Origin of the sequence: Aphanothece hegewaldii CCALA 016, from assembly GCF_003007785.1 — a bacterium.
Taxonomy (GTDB): domain Bacteria; phylum Cyanobacteriota; class Cyanobacteriia; order Cyanobacteriales; family Microcystaceae; genus Chroococcus; species Chroococcus hegewaldii.
The window spans coordinates 12,660-36,353 of record NZ_PXOH01000003.1 but is presented as its reverse complement, the minus strand read 5'-3'; the positions used below and the strand labels follow the sequence as shown (position 1 = coordinate 36,353).

Sequence of the window (23,694 nt, the reverse complement as noted above, 5' to 3'; positions counted from 1 at the left end):
TGATTAATAATTGAGGTTATCGAGCATCTCATTTAGTAATATTTCTGCTTCCGAGTCCGAAAGGTCTTCTAAAATTGTGTCTAGATCAGGCAATGACGCGCTAACTATTTGTTTTGGTGCGTTTTTGTTAGTATATAGGGTTTTCATTAGATAATTGACTAAATCTGTGACAGTGGGATAATCGAAGGCGAGGGTAGAAGGTAAGGTACAGTTTAAAGTCATTGAAAGTCGATTTCTGAATTCAACTGAGGTTAGGGAGTCGAGACCAAGTTCAATAAAACCTTGTTGTGGATCAATGGCTTCAATAGATTTTAAACCAAGTACGGTCGCAAGTTGTAATAAAACGTGTGTCATTAAATCGTTTTTTTGTACGTCTTGATACAAGCTTACTATATTATTATTGGTTTCGGTGATAATTTCGCTCAAAAAGGGTGATTTTGGAATTTTTGACCAATCGAGATTTATTACGCCAATTTGTGCTATAGATTCGGTAAGGAGTTGTTCTAGGATGTTTAGACCGTGTTCAGGCGCGATCGCATCCATACCCGGTATACTTGAACTCGCCGTATGATTTCTCGCAGCTAGACCAATTTCTGACCACGCACCCCAATTTATACTCATTGCAGGAAGACCCATTTTATGACGAGCCGATGCTAGACTATCAAGAAAGCTATTTGCACCGACATAGTTCGCTTGACCTCCACTCCCTAGCAAAGATGCCGCCGAGGAAAATAAAATAAAGAAGTCTAAGGGCAGATTTTGACTCAATTTATGTAAGTTCCATGCTCCTTGAATTTTGGGTAAATAGACTTGATTCATACGTTCCCAAGTCTGATTTTCAAGTATTCCATCATCTAAAACCCCTGCTGCATGAATGATACCCCGTAGCGGTGGCAATGTTTTCGCTTTTTGAAAAATCTCAGAAATGTCATGGTAATTAGATACATCAGCTTGACAAACGAGAACTTTTGTGGTATGGCGGGTTAGTTGTGTAATGGTTTCTTGGGCTTGTGTTGAGGGTTTATTTCTGCCGACTAAAATTAGTGTTGAGGCTCCTTTTTCGATCAGCCATTGAGCGACTTTGAGCCCAATATCTCCTAGTCCTCCAGTAATTAAATAAGTGCCGTTACTGCGAATTACGCTAGTTTTGGGCGATTTAATTAGAATTTTTCCGATATGTTTAGCGTGGCTCATTTTTCGGAAAGCATCAATCACTCTCTTTGATGAAAAAATCGAAAAAGGAAGGGGTTTAAGTTGCTCTTCAAATAAGATGAGTAGTTGAGAAAGCAAATCTTTAATAAGCTGCGGGTTTTGTTGGGCTAGTTTTAAAAGATCACAGCTTGTATATAATACATCTGATCTTATTTGCGCGACTTGTTCGGGTTGCCAAATTCCCTGTTTACCAATTTCGAGAAAACGTCCCCCAGAATTTAAAACGGATAGGCTTTTCGGGATAAATTCCCCATTAAGACTATTAAGAACGACATCTACACCTTTTCCTTGTGTTATTCTCATGATTTCATCAGAAAATTCAAGGTTTCTGGAATTCATGACATATTTTACGCCCTTAGATTTAAGATAGTCCCATTTACTTTCGGATGCGGTGGCGAATATTTCTGCACCTTTATATTGTGCAATTTCGACGGCGGCTAAACCGACTCCAGTGGCGGCCCCGTGAATGAGAATTCGTTCACCTGGTTTGAGTTGGGCTAGATGAATGAGGGTATAATAGGCAGTCAGGAAAGCACCTGGAATAGTTGCTGCTTCGGGATAACTGAGGTTTTTCGGTTTTTTGGCGACTAGATTCCCATTAACGGTAACATATTGACTAAAGCTATTCGGTGCGATCGCTATTACTGTATCACCTATTTTTAAGTCTGTAACGCTTTCACCTATTGCGGTAATTTCGCCTACACACTCTAAACCGAGTTCTTCGACTGGATATAATCCTAATACGTTCAAAAGATCCCGAAAATTTAATCCTGTCGCCCAAACTTGTATTTCTACTTCTTGAGATGCGGGTTTATTTCGTTTTTGGGGTTGCCAAGTTAAATTATCGATGGTTCCTCGGTTTTTAATGGCTAACTGTAATGGTTCTTCGCTAGAAGATGATTTTTGAGGTAAAGTACCACGAACTAATCTAGGAACATAACGTAAACCCTCTCTAAAGGCGATTTGATCTTCAATACCACCTAATGACGCGTCATGGTGTGTATTTATATGTTGCGTCATGATTTCCGAGTATATATCTTGAATTACGTCATTTTTTGGGTTTGAATCGAGATCAATTCTGATACAGTTTAATTCGGGATGTTCTAGAGCAATGACTTTACCCATTCCCCACAGTGGCGAGGCCGCGATATGATTTAGATTAGGATTGTGGTTAGCTACGGTTTGTGTGCCGCGTGTAATCAGATAAAGATGTGTTGGCTCACTTTGTTTGATTAATGCTTGAACTAAATACAAGGTACTTTGACAACTTTTTTCTAAACCTTGTTCTAAAGTGTCTGCGATATCTAAACTCCATAAATGAATGACACCTGTTATGGTTGAAAATGAGTTGAGTAATTGCTGATCGTATTCGCTTTGTTTTAAGTTAAGATCACTGGGGAAAATCAGTGTACAAGTTTGGTGTTGTGATTCTAATAAGTTGGCTAACTGTTGACCTATGCCTGTCGAGTCTGCAAAAATAAGCCAATGACCATAATTCTGTTTAGATTGATAGACTGGAATTTGGGGCTGTGGTTGCCATTCAATTTGATAAAACCAATCATGATTAATTGTATTGGTTTTTCCGAGTAAGGTTTCTGGTTTGGCGCGTTTTGATGTAAGTCCTTGAATGTCTGCAATTAATCCAGTTTCATCGAATATTTGTAAGTCTGCAATGATTTGATTTTGCTCTGTTATGGGGCGTATTTGTACATAACTCCAAATATTTGAACTCAGAAGACGATAAAAACACAAACTTTCTATGCGATAGGGTAAATAGGTTTCTGTTGTGGCAAAAGTAGGAAACGCCGCTAAAACAACTTGAAAACAAGCATCGAGTAAACTAGGATGAGATAAATAATGATGAGTATCTAGCAGTAATTGTATTTTTCCTAATGCTTGTCCGTCTTTCCGCCAAAGTTGTTTAATCCCTCGAAATGTTTCACCATATTCTAAACCTTGAGTTTGGCATTGTTGATAAAAGCTTTCAGTTGATATTAATTCTAGTTTTTGTAATATTTCAAAATTAGGTATATTATTATTTATTGTATAGTTTGTGTGCGTAATATTCCCAAAGCTATGTAGTTTCCATTCATCCTCGTTAATCAAACTATAAATTTCAAAGCTTGATTGTTCCGAATTTTTATTTAAAATTACTTGAATTGTTGTGGAATTGTTGTCAGCAAAAATTAACGGTTGTTGAATGGTAATATTTTCTAAAACGAGATTTGTCGATTTAAAAACGTTTTGCCCGGCGGCTAAAGCGATTTCTATATATGCGGTTGCGGGTAAAATAGGAACTTGATAAACTTGATGGTCTTTAATCCATTCTAGGGTATTTAGATTGAGACAGGATTGAAAGATAATTTCTTTGAGGGCTGATGGTAAACGTTTTCCTAATAATGGATGAATGTTTAACTCTTGGCGAGGCGAAACATTTATACTAGAAGGTGGCTCGATCCAATAACGTTTTCTTTGAAACGGATAAGTGGGTAAACTAAGCTTATAACGAGATAATGGTTTTTCAAAACTAATCCAATCGATCGCTACACCTCTAAGATAGAGTTGGGCAACACTATTTAGTATTATTGGTAAAGACGCATCATGACCAGTTTGTAAAGAAGATTTTGGAGACAAACTAGGGTTATAGAGATAGTCATGAGCAGTATTGGGGTTGATTTCTTGTGCGATCGCTTGTCCCATTCCGAGTAAGATAGGTTTACTACCACATTCAATAAAAATGTTGTAGCCTTCTTGTAACAAAACCTTAAAACCATCCGCAAATCTTACAGGTTCTTGAATTTGACGACACCAATAAGCGGGTGTAGCAATTTCATCTCGAATAATAGTTCCTGTTACATTAGAAATCAGAGCGATTTGGGGTAAATTATAGCTAATTTCTTGCGCTATGCGACCAAACTCGGCGATCATGGGTTTCATTAAAGGAGAATGGAACCCATGAGAAGTATTTAAGGTTTGAGTTTTAATTCCTTGTCCTTCCAACAGTTTAACGATTTTTTGAATGGCTGTTCGTGTCCCTGAAATGACGGTATTCTGAGAATTATTGAAAGCAGCGAAGGCTATTTCTTTTTCGTATTTTTTAATGACTTCTTTGACTGTAAACTCATCAGCTATTACCGCAACCATTTCGCCATTTTGGGGTAAAGCTTGCATCAATTTACTACGTGTGCTTACTAATTTTAGTCCATCTTCTAAACTAAAAACACCGGCTACAGTTGCTGCAACATATTCACCAATGCTATGTCCCATAACAGCAGTTGGTTCAATTCCCCATGATTGCCATAATTTAAACAGGGCGTATTCTAAGGCGAATAATACTGGCTGAGTATAGGCTGTATTATTGATGAGTAATGTGTGTCCATTTTGGGGTGTTATATCTTGTGGATACAATACATCAAGTAAATATTTATCTAAAAAAGGACGTAATATATCCGCACAGTGATTAAGTGTTTCTCTAAAGACGGGTTGAGTTTCGTAGAGTTGTCGCCCCATATTAATATACTGTGAACCCTGCCCCGTAAAAAGAAAGGCGATTTTTTTAGGCGATGTCGTGTTTGGGATGACTGTGAGTTTTTTACTCAATTGTTCTTGTAATTGTGCGACGGATTCGGCAATAATGGCTATACGATCGCTATAGTGGGCGCGTCCTGTATTAGCGGTAAAACAAAGATCCGCTAAGGAAATATTGGGATTTTTGGCTAAAAATTGTTGATATTGCTTAACTAAATCGTTTAAGGCTGTATTCGTTTTCGCAGAAAGTGTGAAAAGATGGAAGGGACGATCGCTATTTTCTAAGGGTTTATCTTCTATTGTGGGGGTTTCTTCTAAAATAACATGAACATTTGTCCCACCAATGCCCAGAGAATTTACACCAGCGCGACGGGGACTTTCTGTCGATGTCCAATCTTGTAACATTGTATTAACATAAAAAGGACTATGCTCAAAGTCAATTTGAGGATTGGGTTTTTTAAAGTGCAGTGAAGCAGGGATTTTTTGATGATATAAAGAAAGTACGGTTTTAATAAATCCTGCAATTCCAGAAGCAATTTGTAAGTGTCCGATATTCGTTTTTACGGAACCAATGGCACAAAAACCCTTTTTTTGAGTATAATTCCGAAATGCTTGGGATAGTCCAGCGATTTCGATGGGATCTCCTAGCAGAGTTCCTGTTCCGTGTGCTTCAATATAACTGATGGTTTCTGCTGTAATTCCTGCGTTATTTAAGGCACTTTCTAGGTTGCGGGCTTGTCCATCTCCATTAGGGGCAAAATATCCGACTTTCGTACCGCCATCATTACTCAATGCTGAACCTTTTATAACAGCATAAATGCGATCGTGATCTTTGAGTGCAGTTTCTAGAGGTTTGAGGAGAACAAAACCGCAGCCACTTCCGAAAATAGTACCACTAGCTGACTCATCAAAAGCGCGACAATGACCATCAGCAGAAAGGATCATCCCTTCTTGATAAAGATAACCGATTTTTTGGGGAACTTGTACGGATACACCACCCGCTAACGCCATGTCACATTCACCCTGTCTTAAACTCATAACAGCGAGATGAATGGCTGCAAGTCCCGATGAACAAGCGGTTTGTACATTTATACTAGGGCCCGTAAGATTAAGTTTATAAGAAATTCGTGTCGTTAAATAATCTTTGTCGTTAGCAACCATCATTTGAAAACCACCCATTGAGTCGAGTGTTGCGACATCAAGAGAATCATTTGGGTCAAGTCGATGACGGTTAGGATATATATTATTCAGTAGATAGGTATTCATGGCAGCACCTGCATAGATGCCAATGTCACCTGTATACGTGAATGGGTTACAGGCTGCATCTTCGAGGGCTTCGTAAGCGCATTCTAATAATAGTCGTTGTTGGGGGTCTATAAGTTCTATTTCAGCCGCAGAAAAGCCGAAAAATTCTGCGTCAAAGGTTTCGATGTCATCTAAAATTGGACTGGCTTTGATATAGTTGGGATGATTGACTAATTCGGGTGATATGCCAGAAGCTAGGATCTCTTCGGTGTGGAAAAGGCTGATTGATTCGACGTTATTGGTCAGATTTTGCCAAAATTCATCAATTGTCTTCGCCCCAGGAAAACGACACGATAACCCAATAACGGCAATATCGCCTTTAATGACTTCTTTTTTGGTTTTGGGTTGATGTTGGTTTTTACCTTGACATAAATGACGTTTTAGTGTATATATGGTCGGGTGGCGAAAGAGTTCGGTAATGGATAGAGGTTGTCCTGTATATTCTTGTAATTGTTGTTGAACTTGTACCAGTAGAAATGAGGTTCCCCCCAGTTCAAAAAAGTTATCATGAAGACCGATGTCTGATTTTTGTAAGGGGCTGTCTTGTACGCTCCGTAAAACGTCTTGCCAAATGCGTTGGAGTTGTTGTTCAATTTGATTGGGGTCAAAAGACAAGGTTAATGAGTGAAGGATGTCATTATATAAACCCGCTTTGAACTGTTGCGCGAGTTTGCTACGTTGGATTTTACCAATGGCGGTTTTAGGAATTTCGGTTTGAGAAAGGGGTATGAGATAATCGGGATTAATCCCCATTTTTGCTATGAGCGATCGCCTAATTTCCTGACATACAACTTGACAATTTTGTAGATTTGTGCTAAAGAATATAGCGAGTCGTTCGGTTTCATCGTTATCTTTTTTGACGGCACAAGCGGCGGTATATGAGACGGTAACCCCTTCTATTTGTTCAACGATCGCTTCAATTTCATGACTATAGTAGTTTGTCCCATTAATAATAATAATCTCACTACTACGACCTGTAAGCATCAAGTGACCTTTTTTCAAAAAGCCTAAATCTCCTGTTTTTAACCAGCCATCTTCTGTAAATGCCGCTTCGTTTGCTTCTGGGTTATTATAATAGCTTTGGGTAACTGCTTCGCCTCTAACTTGTAGATAACCGATCTCGTCTTCTAATACAATAGTATTATTATCATCGACAACGCGCAGTGTAATTCCAGGTATTGGCGTTCCTAAATCAGCAAATGTTCCTTGTTCATCAATGGGATAAAATTTAAAGGGTTCTGTTTTGTGAATATAATAAGTAATTCCTGAACCGACTTCCGCCATTCCAAAAGCAGGTTTAATCGTAGTTTGCGCTAAACCATAGGATGAGAGTTGTCTAAGGGTTTCTTGAATAACATTTTGGGTAATATTTTCGCCAGCAGTTAGGAGACAATGAACAGAGGAAAGATCCCACCGATGTTGTCTCGGTTCGTTTTTCAGTTGATCATTGAGTAAAGCATAGAAAAAATTAGGCGACCAACTGTGAGTAACTTTGTACTTATCTATTAAGTCTAGCCAATTTAGGGGGCGTTTGAGGATATATTCTTTTTGGACATAAATAGAAGTGCATCCCAGTATACAAGGGCGTAGATGCCAATCGGAAATACTACCGATATGATCAAAAGGTAGCCAGTTTAGAATAATGTCATCGCTTTGATGATGATTGTGGATGTTTGCTCCAATAGCGCGAGATAATATATTTTTATGGGTTAGTTGAATACATTTGGGTATTCCCGTACTGCCAGAAGTGAGGTTGAAAAAAGCAACATCATCGGGTTTGGGTTGATGATAGTCAGTTGTAGCGAGATAATTTAGATCTAGACTAAAAATTCGAGGATGAGAAAGATATTGCTGAATTTGGGCGTTATTTTTGGCAATAATTAGGGGTTTATCTAAAAAATTCCACAGATGGCGCAGTTTTTCTAGGGTAGGAGTTGCCGTAGCAATTTCGAGAATAACGGGAATAAAACCACCAAGAATACAGCCCCAAAAAGCAGTCAGTAGATCGCTAGTTTCTTCTAATTGTAGGATAACTTGATCTTTGGGTTTTAAACCAGCTTCTCGTAAACCCGTCAAAATTTTTGAGGCGTTTTGGAGTAATTCGGCGTAAGATTGGGCGTTTGCGAACCCTTGTCGATCTAGATAAATGAGACGAGTTCCTGTTGTAATCCTAGCAGCTAATAAAAGAATTTCGGGTAAAGTTGTCGGTGTATTCGGTTCATAAAAAAGAAAACCACCATCACTCAAAGCGAAGGGTTTAGCGTTAGACTGATCAGAATGAGTCTGAGATGTTCCAGGGTGACTGCGCTTAGATAGTTTGTCTTTCCTAAAAGAATATTGTGTCGGATCAACCATTGATTTTTATACTTTACCGATACCTTGATGAATCGCTATTCTCGTTTTTCATCTTATATACTTTAAATGAGGATGAACGAACTCACAATAGATCTTAAGCAATATCGTGACAGTTTCTCGTTAATGTTGACCTCAATTCAATAACTGTCAAACAATTCTCATTAATATATTCAGGATGATATCTAACTCAAACCCCATAGAGACGAATGATGATCATACGTCTTCAAGCACAAAACGGGTGTATCTAGCACTTAAACAACTTCAAGCTAAAATTGAACGTCTCGAAAATGCTCAACATGAACCCATTGCTATTGTTGGGATGGGTTGCCGTTTTCCCAAAGAAGCTAATAACCCTGAGACGTTTTGGCATCTTTTAGCATCGGGTGAGGATGCGATCGCAGATATTCCCTTAGATCGTTGGGACACCCAAATGTATTATGACGCAAATCTAGCTAGTCCTGGTAAAATGTATGTCCATCAGGGCGGTTTCTTATCTAATTTACAAGATTTTGATGCTCAATTTTTCCGCATTGCCCCCCGTGAAGCGATGAGTCTTGATCCTCAGCAACGTCTACTCTTAGAGGTGAGTTGGGAAGCCTTAGAAATGGCGGGAATTGCCCCAGATCAACTGAATGGTAGCAAAACTGGGGTTTTTATTGGTATTTGTGGGAATGATCATTGGCATCGCTTATTAATGCGAGATGTGACGGATATCGATGCTTATCTGGCGACGGGAAATACTCACAGTATCGCGGCAGGTCGTTTATCTTATAGTTTAGGACTAACTGGCCCCAGTATGGCGATCGATACGGCTTGTTCGTCTTCGTTGGTGGCGGTTCATTTGGCTATTTCTAGTTTACGCAATGGTGAATGTGATCTCGCTTTAGTGGGTGGTGTGAATACTATTCTTTTGCCCGAAGTAAGTATTAATTTTTCTAAAGCGCGGATGCTATCTCCTGAAAGTCGTTGTAAAACCTTTGATGCGTCGGCTAATGGTTTTGTTCGTTCCGAGGGATGTGGTGTTATTGTTTTAAGACGTTTAAGTGATGCCAGCGCACTCCATGACAATATTTTAGCAGTGATTCGCGGTTCTGCGATCAATCAAGATGGGCGAAGCAGTGGTTTAACCGTACCCAATGGCCCTGCACAACAAGCCGTGATCCGACAAGCCTTGGAGAATGCTAAGGTAGAATCTGAAGAGGTTAGCTATATTGAAACACATGGCACTGGAACCGCTTTAGGTGATCCCATTGAAGTTGGGGCGTTAGGGGCTGTTTTTGGACAAAATCTATCGGTACTGTTAGGGGCAGTTAAAGCCAATATTGGGCATTCGGAAGCCGCAGCAGGTATAGCAAGTCTTATTAAGGTTGTTCTCGCCCTACAACACGAAAAAATCCCCCCTCAGATTCATTTTAAAACCCCCAACCCGAATATTGAATGGAAAGATTTACCGTTTACAATTCCCACTCAGCTTACACCCTTCAAACGCGGAAATATGCCACGTATTGCGGGTGTGAGTTCTTTGGGTTTTAGTGGTACAAATGCTCATGTTGTTGTTGAAGAAGCACCACTAAAGGAAATTAAAACAAAGGAACTTTCAATCAATCTTTTTACCCTTTCGGCAAAAAGTGAAAAAGCTTTACAGGAATTAGTACAAAAATATTACCATTTTTTTAAAACTCATCGAGATCTGTCACTCACGGATATTTGTTTTACAGTAAATACAGGGCGTGCGCATTTTAATCATCGTTTATGTATTATTGCTTCTTCAACTGAAGAATTACAAGGTAAACTAAATTTATTTATTAATGGGCAAATTACTGATCCGATTTTTTACAGCAAAGCGTCTCAAGGGTTTGGAGATAATAAAGGGTTTGGAAACCAAACTCCTACAGTTAATGCAGAAAATCAGTTAGAAAGTTTACAAAAAATTGCTCAACTTTATATCCAAGGAGACACGATTAACTGGTCAGAATTATATAAAAATGAGTCTTGTAATAAAGTTATCTTACCTACCTATCCATTTCAACGCCAACGTTTTTGGATTGAAACAAAAGTCTAAAGCTGCCGAATATCTGTAGGGTTTGGTCGACAAATCATAATAATACCAAATTCGTATAAATCGTACAGACGCGATATATCACGTCTCTACAAATTAATTGTATGGTTTTGGTCGATAAACCCTGAAAAAAATTATAATGTGAAAAAATATGAAATTATTAAATAAATCATCCAAATTTTGGTTAATTGCTAGTCTCATTGCTCCTTTATATTTTGGCTTAATTTCTCTTTATTATTCTTTTAGCCAGCCTTATATTGTACAAGATGATGCACGTCAACATATTGTTTGGCTACAACAATTGATTGATCCTGAACTATTTAAAAATGATTTAATTTCTAATTATTTTCATTCCGTCGCCCCAATTGGCTATAAATTTTCTTATTGGCTAGGAGCAAAATCAGGAATTTCACCCTTAATTCTTGCTAAAATTATTCCGATTTTTCTGGCAATTATTACAACGCTTTATTTGTTTAGATTCTTTCTTGAAATTTTACCTATTTCCTTTGGTGCATTTTTAGCAACTCTTATATTAAATATAAATATTTGGCTAAAAGATGATTTAGTTTCGGGAACACCAAGAGCATTTGTATATCCGATTTTTGCAGCATTTTTATATTATCTGGTAAAGCGATCGCTCATTCCTTGTTTAATAACTATTGCCTTACAAGGTTTATTTTTTCCTCAGTTAGTTTTTGTGGAAAATGTTTTACTAACTATTCGATTATTTGATTGGCAAAATAATAAAATTAGATTCACTCAAGATCAAATAAATTATATTTTTTGGTTTTTCGGTTTAGTAACTTCTTTAATTGTGCTTCTTCCTTTTGCTTTACACGTTTCTGAATTTGGTTCAGTAATTACAATAAATAAAATGAAAATAATGCCAGAATATCAACTTAATGGAAGAATAGAATATTTTGGTTTTAATCCATTTTTTTTACCTTTTAAAAGTAGTTCTGGTTTAGGTGCGCCAATATTTCCTCCTTTTATTTTGCTTGGTTTATTTTTACCTTTGGCTTTAAAAAAATCACGAATATTTATAAATATAACAATTTTATTGCAACTTTTTATCGCTTCTTTAATGATGTTTATCATCGCTTCTTTTGTCCCGCTAATTCTATATTTCCCTGGACGTTATACTTATCATATTCTTCGATTTATCTTGGCTATTTTTACAGCTATTTTGATTTGTATTTTAATCGAATATTTAGAGAATCAATTAAATAAAAAAAAGAAAATTATCCTAACTTTCGGCATCATTTTACTTTTAATTCCTAGTTTTATTCCACCATTATTTTTAAGACTACAAGAATGGAGAATTGGAGAAAATCCAGAAATATATCATTTTTACGCATCAAAACCCAAAGATATTTTAGTAGCATCTTTAGCCTCTGATACCAGTAATATACCAGCTTTTGCCAAACGTTCAGTCTTATTTAGTACAGAATTTGCTTTACCCATTCATCCAGTTTACTATAATCAAATGAAACAAAGAGCAATTGATTTAATTAAAGCGCAATATAGTACAAATTTAGGCGATACACAAAAGTTAATTAATAAATATGGAATAGATTATATAATGCTCGAACCAACAACCTTTTCATTAGATTATCTGTTGCAACAAAAATGGCTTGTTAATAGTTCTTTTAATAATGTTATTTTAAAAACTTCCCAACAGTTAAAACAAGGAGAAATACCTGCTCTTACTGAAGTTGTGGAGCAATGTTCAATAAAAAAAAGTAAAAATTTAACGGTTTTGGATGCTGAATGTATTACAAAAATTAATTAAAATTATTGCTTTTTAGAATAAATTCGTTTTAAGTACAAGATAAATGAGGAGACAGGAACTTATTCTATCCCCTCACTATATTAATTCGTTTTTGCTTCTAGTTTAGCGAGACGACTTTTAAGATCTTGGTTTTCTTGTTTGAGTTGTTCGACTTCTTCTCGTATTCCTTTTAATGCTTTGTCTGATCCTAGGTTTTTTTGCACTCGTTGCATGGCTTCAGAGGTCATGCGTTTGACTCGTCCATCTGGGGTACTATTAGAAAGAGATTGGAGAATTGCGATCGATTTGGGTGTCTCCATTTGTCCTAATGCAATACTAACCGAGACTTGAGTCAAGAAAAAGCTTTCTTGGGTAATATTTAAAAGTTTTAGTTAATTTCTTTTTCTACTTTAGCAACTACAAAAGGAGAATTAACATCAATTAACCAATTTTCATCAATATATTGAAATTGATGATCTAAAATTAAAATCATTTCACCAATTATATTATTAATATTTGTGTTGACTTCTTCAGCTTGAATTTTAAATTTAAGTTTAATCCAAAAATTCTTAGACGAATTAATAAAATGCTTCTCAATTGAATAACTGGATAACTTGACAAAACAGTTTTTTTTTAAGGTGATCTCTTCATAATATTGCTTAGTTTCATCCCAATAGCCAATAATTTTATAGTTAGAATATTCTAAGTGTTCTTGTCCAATAGCTTCTAATGCTTTAGGTGATAATTTTTCTAAAGTAGTTAAAGTTTTATAAAGTTCTGATTGCATATAAATTTACCATTTTAATGAGCGGTCATGAAACCTGAAAAATATAAAATCATATATAATTGTTCATTTATTTCTTGTTCATCTTCATCTATTTTAATTGAGCGAGCGATATATTTTGCATGAAAGCGGTAATCTCCTCCTTTACCTAACACTTTTGATTTGAGATAGTATCCTTCTTGTTCCGAAGGGACTAAACCCATATTTCCTCTAGGTGATACTTCTCCTTTTTCTATAGCTTTAAGGTGTTTGTTATTTGGATCGTACTTTTTGCCGAGTTCAATTTGAGTTTTAGCAAAAGCAACAAATTTACCTTTATTGGTTTGATAGACAATATCAGGTTGAATATCTTTCCAATCATTGGGTAAATGGTTCATCGATGATAAGTTTATGATAATTCATGGGAAAAATCGGAGCAACAAAGGAGAAGGAGACAGGAACTTATTCTATCCCCTCACTATATTAATTCGTTTTTGCTTCTAGTTTAGCGAGACGACTTTTAAGATCTTGGTTTTCTTGTTTGAGTTGTTCGACTTCTTCTCGTATTCCTTTTAATGCTTTGTCTGATCCTAGGTTTTTTTGCACTCGTTGCATGGCTTCAGAGGTCATGCGTTTGACTCGTCCATCTGGGGTACTATTAGAAAGAGATTGGAGAATTGCGATCGATTTGGGTGTCTCCATTTGTCCTAATGCAATACTAACCGAGACTTGAGTCAAGAAAAAGCTTTCTTGGGTAATATTTTTTAATTCTTCTAGGATAGCTTGGAGTTTATCGGGTGTTTGTCCAACCGATACCGCACCTAATGCACGAATGGACGCTAAACGCAAGGGTTGAGGTACACCCAATTTTGTATATTCTAAGATAATATCAACGGCTACAGGTGAGGTTTTTAACTGACTTAATCCTCCAATTGCTCCAGATCTTATCACTTCATTCCATCCAGAACGAGTTTCTAAGACGTTTTTGAGTAATGCAATAACTTCGGGTTCTTTTTCTTTAAGATTTCCGTAAACCATTCCCCCTAATACTCTTGCTGCTGCTGCTTCGGTGTAATAGCTAGGATCTCCTTGTTCTAAAAATGTTTTCAGGATGTTATAACTAACAAGGGTTTTACTTTGACTTAAACCATCAATTACAGCGCGTCTGACATTTGGATGTGTATCCTGTAACCCTTGAATGACTGCGGTTACTGCTTGATCGAGGTTAATGCTGGTTAGTTGTTTTGCTACTTCTAAACGCACTCCCCAAAACGGATCTTGAGTTAATGCTGCTGATAATGCTTCTATTGCTTCTAACCCACCTTTTTTACCTATTGCTTGTGCTGCATAAATGCGAGAAATGGGATCTGGATCATGCTTTAATTGTGCTTTTAGTTCGGGTAAAGGATATTCTAAGGTAACGGTTTTGAGGAAATTATTACCAACATCAAAGCTAATAAAGTCGGGTTTTGTCTCTAAAGGAAAATAAAAACTTTGTTCTTTTTCATGAATTCGTAGTGTATATATCTTGACATTTTGTATATTGTATGTATATCCGAAGCCGATCGGGATTTTGAGATCAAATAATTCTTTTTCGCTTTGGGTTTGGGTTACAGTCAGTTTAGCTAAGTTACTTTCTCCATCCCATGAGTAAGAAATTTTATAATCAGGATGTCCACCTCGGAACACATATTGATCGAACAGGAACATTAAATTATATCCTGTTGCTTGGTCGATCGCTCTCAATAAATCGATGGTTTCTACGGTCTTGTGTGCGTTATCTTTAACGAAGGTATGGATCGCTTTGGTAAATAGTTCGTCACCTAAGATGGTACGAATCATATGATACACACAGGCACCTTTCTCGTATAAATGGCGATCGTATAATTCTATCGCTTCTCGATAAACATGGGTGACAATGGGACGACGATAGCGGTTTGCATCTTCATCTAGATAACTTCTCGCTTCACCTAATAAATAATATGCCCCATCATCTTTACCGTATTCTTGTTCTACCCATAATACCTCAGAATAAGAAGCCATGCCCTCTTTAATCCAAGCATGGGACCAATGTTTAATCACTACTAAGTCACCGAACCATTGATGAGCGAGTTCATGAGCGACTAAACTTTCGGTACGGAGTGAGTCTATACTAGCACGTTCGTCGAGTAAACAGCGATCGGTTAAAATCGTGGTAGAGGTATTTTCCATCCCCCCAAAAATAAAATCATCGACGCAGACTTGAGCATATTTGGGAAAAGGATAAAGATAACCGAATTTATTGGAGAAAAATTCCACCATACGGGGAGTTTTCCCCATACTCAGAATAGCTTCGGTTTCTTTTCCTTTCTCGACATAGTAGTTGACGGGGATATTATTCCAACTGTCTTTTATTTCTGCAAAGTCTCCCACCGCTAATGTCATCAGATAGGTTGGATGAATTTGTTTTTGTGACCAATGATAGATTATATTTTCGCCTATTTCTTCGGTGGATATTAATTCTCCGTTAGAAATAGCATAATAGGGTAATGGTACTTTTACTCGTATTTCCGATGTAGCTAGTTGTCCTGGATAATCAAAACAAGGAAACCAGAAACGAGAGTCTTCATCTTCTCCCTGTGTCCAAACTTGTACGGGTTTATTTGGGTAATGTTCTTCTGGTGCGATAAAATAGAGTCCTCGCTGTGGGTGTTCGACTTTGTATGTTATTGCGATCTTGATGGGTTGAGTGGTGGTTGGTGTGAGGAGATGAATGAGCAGTGAGGAGCGATCGTATGTAAAGGGTTGACTGATATTATCGATTAAAACGGACTGAATTTGTAAATCAACTGCATCTAAAACAAGCTGTGTAACACCTGTGCGAATGGGAGTTAGAGTAATGGTACAAGTTCCTTGAAAGCTTTTATTTGGAATATCTAGACTTAGATCGAGGAATATATGATTTACTTGTCCTGGGCGATCTGGGTTATAGTGAGGTTTAGCACCTGGTAATTCAAAGGATTTACGATTGTCTTCAGTATCGAAATATTTGTATGACATGAGGGATGATGAGTTGGATATTTTTATTTCTTTTATTATTGTGCATTGTAATCATCAAATAAAGCCTCTAAATCCTGACGACCATTGACTACTCGTAAAATTTCGATTACTCCATTGCTCACTCTATAAAATATGATGTATCCATTCATTAAAGACAAACCTCGTAGTGAAGGTTTAATATGGTTGTAGCTTCGTCCTAAAAGGGGAAATTGAGTCAGTTTTTGACACTTTTGATTAAACTCCTGAAATAATTTTTCTCCTGTCTCTACATTTCTAGTCAGAAAATAATCGGCAATGGTGTTTAAATCACGGGTAGCTGATGGCGAAATAATGTAACGATTCATTCTGTTTCTTGACGTGCTTGTTTAAATCGTTCTAAAATTTCTTTAACTACTGTCTCGCCGTCGTGTCCTTCGCCTCTGTCTAATTCAGCGATCGCTAAATCAACTTTTTGACGAGTCTCTTCTACCCATTGTAAATAATCATCATTAAGTTTTTCCAGCAGATGAAAAGCTGTTTGAATGACTTCCATCGCATCTGTAAAACGGCCACTTTCTAGTTGAGTTTGAATAAATTTTTCTTGTTCGGAGTTAAGTGTAATGCTCATAATTGTTTTGTTTTTAAGCTTTTTTAGATAAAAATTTTGAACAGATTGGGAAAAATCATATTCTTCTTGCATCATAAAAAGTCCCCTATTAAAGAAAACAGATTTAGCTTTTTGGTTATCCCACTCAAATTCTATCCCACTCATGTTTTTATTGTAGTTACAATGTATCTGATCGATCAAGTATGGAAAAAAGCTTCTATGAAACGCATCCTTGGTAAAATCATAAAGACTTTAATGATTCTGTCTGTCGTATTATATATTTTTATAACCCCTGCTCTAGCATTTGGCAAAAAAGCAGATACTTACTACTGGATACATATTCCCACAGGTGGCGCACCGGTGTTTATTGGGGAGACGGAAGGCGCTTTTGTACAAGATGAATATCCTCTTTCTCATGAAGCGATGGCAAAAATTTTAAAAGTCGGTGGCGCAGATTTGACGGGTTTACAAAACCAACTAAAACAGTATAATTTTCCACAGGATGTTATTGATCAGTTTGTTGGCAAATCTCAAACTTTTCAATCATTGGGTATTAGTGGCGGTTTTACTATTGTATTTCATGCGGTTCCTTCTTCAAGTGCTGCTAAAACCGTTGAAACTGAATATATGTGTCTACTGGGAGGAAAACAACCTCAAGTAGTCTTTGCGGCGAATGTTTTGGGGCATTTAGGCGCGGAGGAATATAATGAGGGTGCGTCTGGTTTTACGAAAGATCCTTTAGTGGTATTAGGTCAAGAGTACTATCCTGCTTCCCCCGAAGGAATGGTAACAGAGTTTTGGGTGTATGCGAATACGACTTGTTTTAATGTAGATCTAAAGTAGAGACGAGATATATCGCGTCTTCTCCATAAAAATATATCGCGTCTTCTCGATAAAAATATGTCGCGTCTTCTAGAAACACAGATTTTTATAGTAGTTCCGAGACTGCTAAATTAATATACTGTGCTAAAGTAATGCCATCTACCCCTAACTCTGTTTTATCTTTTGCTGCTTTAATACCTGCTTGGGAATGTAACCATGCAGCGATCGCTACTGTCTTATCTACGGGTTGCTTAGACTGTGCGAGTAACCCACCTAGTAAACCAGTTAATATATCCCCACTTCCTCCCCTCGCTAAAGCGGGTGTACTCTGGGGAATGAGCCATATTTTACCGTCTGGATGTGCGATCGCTGTTCTTGCTCCTTTAAATAGTACTATTGCACCACTTTGTCGAGCAGCTTCGGATACAGCACTAATGCGATCGAGATTTTCTATACTAGGGAATAATCGTTTAAACTCGCCTAAATGGGGTGTTAAAATCGTCGGATTTTGTCTTGTAGAGATTTTACTTATTCCCAGTTTAGCCAAGATATTTAAGCCATCTGCATCGAGTACTAAAGGTTGCTCACTCTGTAAAACCTGTTCGATAATAGTCTCTGCATCCTGCGTTAAACCAGGTCCACAAGCAATAATATCATACTGACTTAAAGACGGTAACTGGGCGATCGCTCCCGTTTCGGTTTCGGGACAATCGATGATCAAGGCTTCGGGTAAATGGCTCACCAGAAGGGGTTTTAAGGACGTAGGAACGGCGATAGAAAGCATTCCGACACCGCTTCCCCTTGCGCCTAAACCCGCGAGAATTGCCCCTCCTGCATAACGAGAGGAACCACAAATGAGGAGTAAATGTCCTTGTTTGTATTTGTGGGTGACGAGAGGACGAGGTAAAGGGAGAAAAGAACGAGCTAGAGTGGGTGTAATCTGTTGTATTAGGGGATTTTGTCCTAAAATAGCCCATACATCTGAATGAGGGATACCAAAGTCTAGTCTTTCGGCTTTTCCAATGTATTCTAAGGCTGTATCTTGAAAAATCGCCCGTTTCCATAAACCCAGACAAAGAGTATGTGTTGCTTTAACTGCTGCTCCTAAAACCGCTCCTGTGTCAGTATGAATACCAGAGGGAATATCAATACTAATAACGGGTTTTTGCCATTGGTTAAGAAGGTTGACTGCATCCGCGAGATCCGAGGTAAGCGATCGTTCTAGACCAAAGCCAAACAAACCATCTATAATCAATTCACACTCTTGTAAGGCTTGAATCGTTTGATGATGAGGTATGCCTAAACTATTGGTATATCGGGCGTGCTGTAAAGTTAGTTCTTTAAGTTTGCTGAAAGGTTGATAAATCGAAATGGAGTAACCTTGTAAGTGTAATTCTCTGGCTACAACTAAAGCATCGCCTCCATTATGACCCGGCCCGACTAAAACGCCAATTGAAACTTTTTGAAAAGGATAAAGTTGTTGAATACGAGTAGCGACTATTCCTGCGGCTTTTTCCATTAAAGCTGCAACGGGCATTCCAGCTTCAAAAATGCGCCCCTCAATTTGTGACATTTGGTTCGCAGAAACAACTATAGATTCTAGGGATTCTCTAAAATGAGACATAATGTTATTTTTTGCCATCAGAAAGACCACGTTGGTTAAAAATTTTTTTGGCAAATCATGATATGTTTATTACATCTCGCTGTTAATTCTCGTTCTTTAACCTTTGATTGTTTTTTCTAATGATTTGATATGCTTAAAGAATTCTTTTTAGTTAAAAGATTTCAGTTTTTTTGCTTGTTTTTTTCTATTTTAGCACTCTTTCTAATTTTAGGACATGGAAAAGTTGTTCAAGCCAATGGAAATTTTACGAATGCAAGCTTACAAGGAAACTATGCGGTTGTTACTTTAAATATAGGGGGACAATATCCGCAAGCGGGTATTAGTGTAATTAATTATGATGGAAAAGGAAAACTTTCTGGTACAACGATTCAAAATTTACCAGGGGCTTCAATTTCCGAAAGAATGTTAACAAAATTGCTCTTAAGTGGAACTTATACAATTAATCCTGATGGTACGGGACAAAGTATCATCAAAACCTCTTTACCTGATGGTACAGTAAAAGAAGTTAATTTAGCACTTGTGATTACTCAAGCTCAAGAAGATAATGCTAAACAAGCGCAAAAGTTATATTTAATTCAAGAACAGTTAGACGAAAAAACTGGAGGTTTATTAAAGTTAGAAGCGACTAAACTACCTAATGATGGAAAATTTACAAATGCTAGTCTTAAGGGAAAATATGCTTATACTTTGACGGGACATGGGGGAAGAGTTTCTCAGTTAGGATTAGGCATTATGAATTATGATGGTGAGGGTAGTTTTTCAGGAAATGCGATCGTTAATCTTCCAGGAGAAACCAACGGAAAAAGAGTTTTTGTTACAGCACCATTTGTACGCCCTTATAATATTAATGCAGATGGTACAGGAATTGCTACTCCACCTGGTGAAAGTGATGTTTTATTTATTATTACTAAAGCTCAAGTCGATGATGGAATTAAAGTCGCCCAAGAAGCATTTTTTATTGTAAATCAAATTAATCCTATTACGGGAAATCTTTTGACGGGTGAAATGACCAAATTACCGAATTAATTATTTAGTTGCTAATTGACTAATAACTTTTTTCATTAATTCTTGATTTTGAGCAAAAGTAGTATCAAAACACTGGCTATCTAAGGCTAAAACTTTAGTTTCAGAAACCATCGCAATTAAATTAGACATTTGCGGAATTTGTGCTAATAGTTCCACTTGATTAAGGGTTTGTACAGGGGTAATAATAAATGTCTTAAACTGTCCATTTTCTCTTTCTTCTTTAACTTCTCCTTCGACTAAAATCAATAATTCATGATTTAGCTCACCCATATTTAAGATCATTTCTAATGAATGATAAGTTTTGAAATTCGCTTGGTAAGCTAGATCTAATAATTGTTCTGATTTTAAATTATCAAATAATTCACAACTTGATAAATATAGTAATTTTAAAAGTGTGTTTTGAGAAGTTAAATGATTATTTAAAACCGTTTGGGCTGTTTCTTTGACTAAAGGATTAAGAATTAAGTAAGATTCTAACAGTTGAATAGCTTTTTGTTGACCTCGCAGAATATCTAAATATGCCATTAAATATAGACTAACTGCTTTAGTTAAAGAATCTGACTCATCGACTAATACTTCTAAATAAGGAATAAGCGAGGGTTCCGAAAAAGGATAAATAATGGTTTTAGCATATTTAATTTGTTTTCTAATTCGCGCCAATAAAAAAGAATTTAAGCGTTTTTCCCAGTCATTTTCTTGAGTGGAAAGTAATTCTAATAAACTCTGAGGTGCTAAACTTGCTAAAGCAATAGCGATGTGAGTTGCATCAGGAGAATTTTCTAGGTTTTCTAATAATTCTAAAATTCCTTTAGCAAATAGTTTTTGTTTACGTTGAATAGTTTTTTGTAGGATATTAATTCCTGAAACCAGATAAGGTTTAGGTTTAAAAGCTAATTTCTTATTCTCTAAAGCTTGATAAGAATCAGCTAATTGTTGCAATTGATCGAGAAGAATATTACTACGATGAATAAATTGTGATTCGGGTTCTAATTCTGCTAATATTGAGACTTCTTCTTCGGGAGTAATATTATATTCTTGTGAGTTATTGCGCCAACTATTATGATCTTTTTTTAATACCTCATGAACTGATTTTTCTTTCTTAATCACTTTCAATAATTCACGACCTAACCCTGTTGCACCTCTACGTCTTTTATGGGTTACTAATTCTTTAATTCGTTGTTTAAACCAAAATAAACGTAATTGATTTTCACGAGTTCGTTGTATATTTGGATCTAATAATTCAATATTTTCTATTCCTAATTCTGTAATAGCTTGTAAATGTTCATCTTCGCTAATTCCTAATTCTTGACGCATTTGTCGTAACACTTCTAAACTGCTTGCAGAGTTAACATATCCTTCTTCTAAAGCTTCTTTTAAAACACCTTTATAAGCTCGTAATTTTTTTTCTCCTGTAAATCCTGGTAGAATTTTGGCTAAAATATAAACTTCATCAACATTTAAACGCTCTAAAGAACGACCTTCTAAAAATCGTGATACATCTAACTGTAATTGATTCAGTTGTTTTCGTAAACGACTTGCTAAACCTTCTTTAGCATAAAGATCTCGACTTCTTCCCCAAGTTCGATATAGCCAAATTGTACTTAAAATAACTAAAGAAATATTATAAATATATTGTAGCTGTATCGGTAATATATTTATATAAGTGCGAGCAGCAAAAATAAAGAATAAATTAAAAGTGAAAAAAGTACACAGTGTAAATATTTGATGTTGAACTTGTTGGGAATTTAAAAATGTATCGCGTTGTAGTTGATAAGATTTATAGGCTTTTTCTAGCTTTTTGCCGATGAGATAACTTAAAAAAGTGCTAAGTCCAATTGTTAAAGGAACTGCCACTAATTTTGGAATAGCTATCGCTGTTTCATCTAAATAAAATCCTGCTGAAAATAGGCTTTTAAGTTGTGTTTCATCATGTGACCAAGCTCCATTAAACCAATAACGCCAATCACCTGAATAAAGATAATAATAAAAGAAAAAACCAATAACTAAACCGACATAACCATAAGAAATAAATTTATAGTCAGAGCGATTAAATCTTTCCCAATATGATCTTTCTGCATCAATATCTAAGCAAGGAGATGTACAAGCTACACAGGCACTTTCTATTTTATTTTCAGGATTAATATGACGACACATCGATTGAGTGATTGGATTTTTATCGCTATTATGAGCAATACTTGTTAATAGTCCTCTCGGTTCACCATAAAATATTTGTACTGTTCCCATCGGACAGAAATAATGACACCATGTTTTACCCGCATAAAAATAACCAATTGTTATTGCAAAAACAATCGTCGCTAACAAAAAAATACCTAATAAAAGACGATGGGAATCTAAAAATAATATTCGACTACAGACACCCAAATATAAAAAACCAAATTGAAAATAAAGATGATTTCGTCCTAACCAAGAATCGGGTTTAATTTTAATAAGTTCATGGCGTTTTTGTCCTGTTTTGGGGTCAATTTTACTAATGCGTCGTTGTTTTCCCAAAGCGCGAGGAATTTGTGATAAAAAACTGAGTGGACAAATGCGTCGCCAAAATTCATGACCAAAAACAAATAAAATAAAAATACTAATAGGAATGATTAAACCCCAAAAGATTGAATTTCCTAATGGATAAGGTTTTTGAGATAGACAAATTCCTTGAACTTTAATACAAGTTGCTGAATTATTTAAAGTGCTAAAAGTAAATAAATTGGCAGAAATCGGATCATAGAATAGAGAAAAAATTAGTAACAACCATCCGCTAGTAATAATCCATCGGACAGTGTGCATAGATTTTTCGGAAATTTTGGATAACATATATGATTATTTTTCTCATTCTAAAGATAAGAAACAACGTGACGCAATTCTTGAGAGAAAGAATGTTCAGGATATTTTAGACAAAATAATCCTTGACTTCCTAAACGCAACATTTCTGTAGATAAGGGAAAAATTCCCCCTACAGGTAGCTGATAAGTTTCATGGACTTTTTCTTTAAGAATTGTAAAATCAAAATCAGGTAATGCTTTATTGACAACTAATAGCATTTTGGGGACTTCTAATTCTTTAGCAATTTCGACAATAACGGCTGTTCCGAGATAATCTTGTTGGTCAGGTCGTAAAATAATAACAAGGGTATTGGATAAACCGATCGATAATAAAGTCTCTTCATTTAAACCAGGGTGAGTATCGATAAAAAGATAATCGAGTGTTAAATAATCGCTTAATTCATAAAATCCTTTCTGCAATAGTTCTACATCATAGCCTTCACTAAGAATTGTGGCGATATCTTCACTTTTCATACTCGATGGAACTAAAAAGATTTGTCCGTTTCCCTCATAATTTTTGAGTACATAACTGACATCATAAGCAATTTGTTTAACATGACATTGATGATCCCACAAATAATCATTAAGGGTTTTATGAATTTTGGTTTCATCTAAATCAAAGAGAATATGAACACCTGGGGATTGAATATCTGTATCGATGATCCCTACTCGCTTTCCCCCCATAGCCATCGTTGTAGCGAGGTTAGCGGTGAGGTTTGATTTACCCGTTCCCCCCCGGTAGGAATGAATAGATACGATGTGCGTCATAAGTA

13 protein-coding genes and 1 pseudogene are annotated in these 23,694 nt (G+C 36.3%); 4 read left to right on the top strand and 10 right to left on the bottom strand.

All coding sequences use genetic code 11. The features are described 5' to 3' along the window. Window positions 1–3 precede the first annotated feature (3 nt). On the bottom strand, window positions 4–8,400 hold the full coding sequence (locus tag C7H19_RS03510; RefSeq protein ID WP_106455509.1) for a type I polyketide synthase: 8,397 nt from the start codon (window positions 8,398–8,400) through the stop codon (window positions 4–6). Window positions 8,401–8,575: 175 nt separating this feature from the next. Here C7H19_RS03510 and C7H19_RS03505 point away from each other — a divergent pair, with 175 nt between their 5' ends. Next, window positions 8,576–10,462, top strand: coding sequence for a type I polyketide synthase (locus C7H19_RS03505; protein WP_106455508.1), 1,887 nt, complete (start codon window positions 8,576–8,578; stop codon window positions 10,460–10,462). 298 nt (window positions 10,463–10,760) lie between these two features. Continuing rightward, entirely contained in the window at window positions 10,761–12,251 is a 1,491-nt protein-coding gene (locus C7H19_RS03500; protein WP_219907573.1) for a hypothetical protein, read from the top strand. An 80-nt stretch (window positions 12,252–12,331) separates the two neighbouring features. Here C7H19_RS03500 and C7H19_RS03495 read toward each other — a convergent pair. The 6 genes and pseudogenes from C7H19_RS03495 to C7H19_RS03470 all read right to left on the bottom strand — a co-directional run. Next, window positions 12,332–12,601, bottom strand: a pseudogene (locus C7H19_RS03495) (aminopeptidase); the annotation flags it as partial. A gap of 17 nt (window positions 12,602–12,618) precedes the next feature. Continuing rightward, window positions 12,619–13,017, bottom strand: a complete 399-nt coding sequence (locus C7H19_RS03490; RefSeq protein ID WP_106455506.1) for a hypothetical protein — start codon at window positions 13,015–13,017, stop codon at window positions 12,619–12,621. 14 nt (window positions 13,018–13,031) lie between these two features. Further along, window positions 13,032–13,391, bottom strand: a complete 360-nt coding sequence (locus tag C7H19_RS03485; RefSeq protein WP_219907572.1) for a hypothetical protein — start codon at window positions 13,389–13,391, stop codon at window positions 13,032–13,034. Window positions 13,392–13,476: 85 nt separating this feature from the next. Beyond that, window positions 13,477–16,032, bottom strand: a complete 2,556-nt coding sequence (locus C7H19_RS03480; RefSeq protein ID WP_106455505.1) for a M1 family metallopeptidase — start codon at window positions 16,030–16,032, stop codon at window positions 13,477–13,479. 35 nt (window positions 16,033–16,067) lie between these two features. After that, on the bottom strand, window positions 16,068–16,376 hold the full coding sequence (locus tag C7H19_RS03475) for a type II toxin-antitoxin system RelE/ParE family toxin (protein WP_106455504.1): 309 nt from the start codon (window positions 16,374–16,376) through the stop codon (window positions 16,068–16,070). After that, window positions 16,373–16,714, bottom strand: a complete 342-nt coding sequence (locus C7H19_RS03470; RefSeq protein ID WP_245927273.1) for a ribbon-helix-helix domain-containing protein — start codon at window positions 16,712–16,714, stop codon at window positions 16,373–16,375. Before C7H19_RS03470 ends, C7H19_RS03475 begins: the two co-directional genes overlap by 4 nt. Window positions 16,715–16,837: 123 nt before the next feature. On the opposite strand from C7H19_RS03470, the gene C7H19_RS03465 reads away from it, so the two are divergent. Further along, window positions 16,838–17,461: a hypothetical protein gene (locus C7H19_RS03465; RefSeq protein ID WP_106455714.1), complete on the top strand. Its 624-nt coding sequence runs from the start codon at window positions 16,838–16,840 to the stop codon at window positions 17,459–17,461. Window positions 17,462–17,546: 85 nt separating this feature from the next. Here the strand turns inward: C7H19_RS03465 and C7H19_RS03460 are convergent, their stop codons facing one another. Next, complete coding sequence (locus C7H19_RS03460; protein ID WP_106455503.1) at window positions 17,547–19,064, bottom strand: NAD(P)H-hydrate dehydratase; 1,518 nt, start codon at window positions 19,062–19,064, stop codon at window positions 17,547–17,549. Window positions 19,065–19,238: 174 nt separating this feature from the next. Here C7H19_RS03460 and C7H19_RS03455 point away from each other — a divergent pair, with 174 nt between their 5' ends. Beyond that, window positions 19,239–20,090, top strand: coding sequence for a hypothetical protein (locus tag C7H19_RS03455; protein ID WP_146136488.1), 852 nt, complete (start codon window positions 19,239–19,241; stop codon window positions 20,088–20,090). Here the strand turns inward: C7H19_RS03455 and C7H19_RS03450 are convergent, their stop codons facing one another. Together C7H19_RS03450 and C7H19_RS03445 are read right to left on the bottom strand one after the other, a co-directional pair. Further along, on the bottom strand, window positions 20,091–22,886 hold the full coding sequence (locus C7H19_RS03450; RefSeq protein WP_181280518.1) for a 4Fe-4S binding protein: 2,796 nt from the start codon (window positions 22,884–22,886) through the stop codon (window positions 20,091–20,093). A gap of 47 nt (window positions 22,887–22,933) precedes the next feature. Next, the gene (locus C7H19_RS03445; protein ID WP_106455500.1) at window positions 22,934–23,689 is read right to left on the bottom strand and encodes a MinD/ParA family ATP-binding protein; all 756 of its coding nucleotides are present in this window, start codon (window positions 23,687–23,689) and stop codon (window positions 22,934–22,936) included. Window positions 23,690–23,694 lie beyond the last annotated feature (5 nt).

Coding starts and splice junctions, on each gene's coding strand:
- C7H19_RS03510 (WP_106455509.1), bottom strand. CDS start 8,400: ATGGTTGATCCGACACAATATTCTTTTAGGAAAGACAAACTATCTAAG.
- C7H19_RS03445 (WP_106455500.1), bottom strand. CDS start 23,689: ATGACGCACATCGTATCTATTCATTCCTACCGGGGGGGAACGGGTAAA.
- C7H19_RS03450 (WP_181280518.1), bottom strand. CDS start 22,886: ATGCACACTGTCCGATGGATTATTACTAGCGGATGGTTGTTACTAATT.
- C7H19_RS03505 (WP_106455508.1), top strand. CDS start 8,576: ATGATATCTAACTCAAACCCCATAGAGACGAATGATGATCATACGTCT.
- C7H19_RS03480 (WP_106455505.1), bottom strand. CDS start 16,032: ATGTCATACAAATATTTCGATACTGAAGACAATCGTAAATCCTTTGAA.
- C7H19_RS03475 (WP_106455504.1), bottom strand. CDS start 16,376: ATGAATCGTTACATTATTTCGCCATCAGCTACCCGTGATTTAAACACC.
- C7H19_RS03470 (WP_245927273.1), bottom strand. CDS start 16,714: ATGATGCAAGAAGAATATGATTTTTCCCAATCTGTTCAAAATTTTTAT.
- C7H19_RS03460 (WP_106455503.1), bottom strand. CDS start 19,064: ATGTCTCATTTTAGAGAATCCCTAGAATCTATAGTTGTTTCTGCGAAC.
- C7H19_RS03490 (WP_106455506.1), bottom strand. CDS start 13,017: ATGCAATCAGAACTTTATAAAACTTTAACTACTTTAGAAAAATTATCA.
- C7H19_RS03465 (WP_106455714.1), top strand. CDS start 16,838: ATGAAACGCATCCTTGGTAAAATCATAAAGACTTTAATGATTCTGTCT.
- C7H19_RS03485 (WP_219907572.1), bottom strand. CDS start 13,391: ATGAACCATTTACCCAATGATTGGAAAGATATTCAACCTGATATTGTC.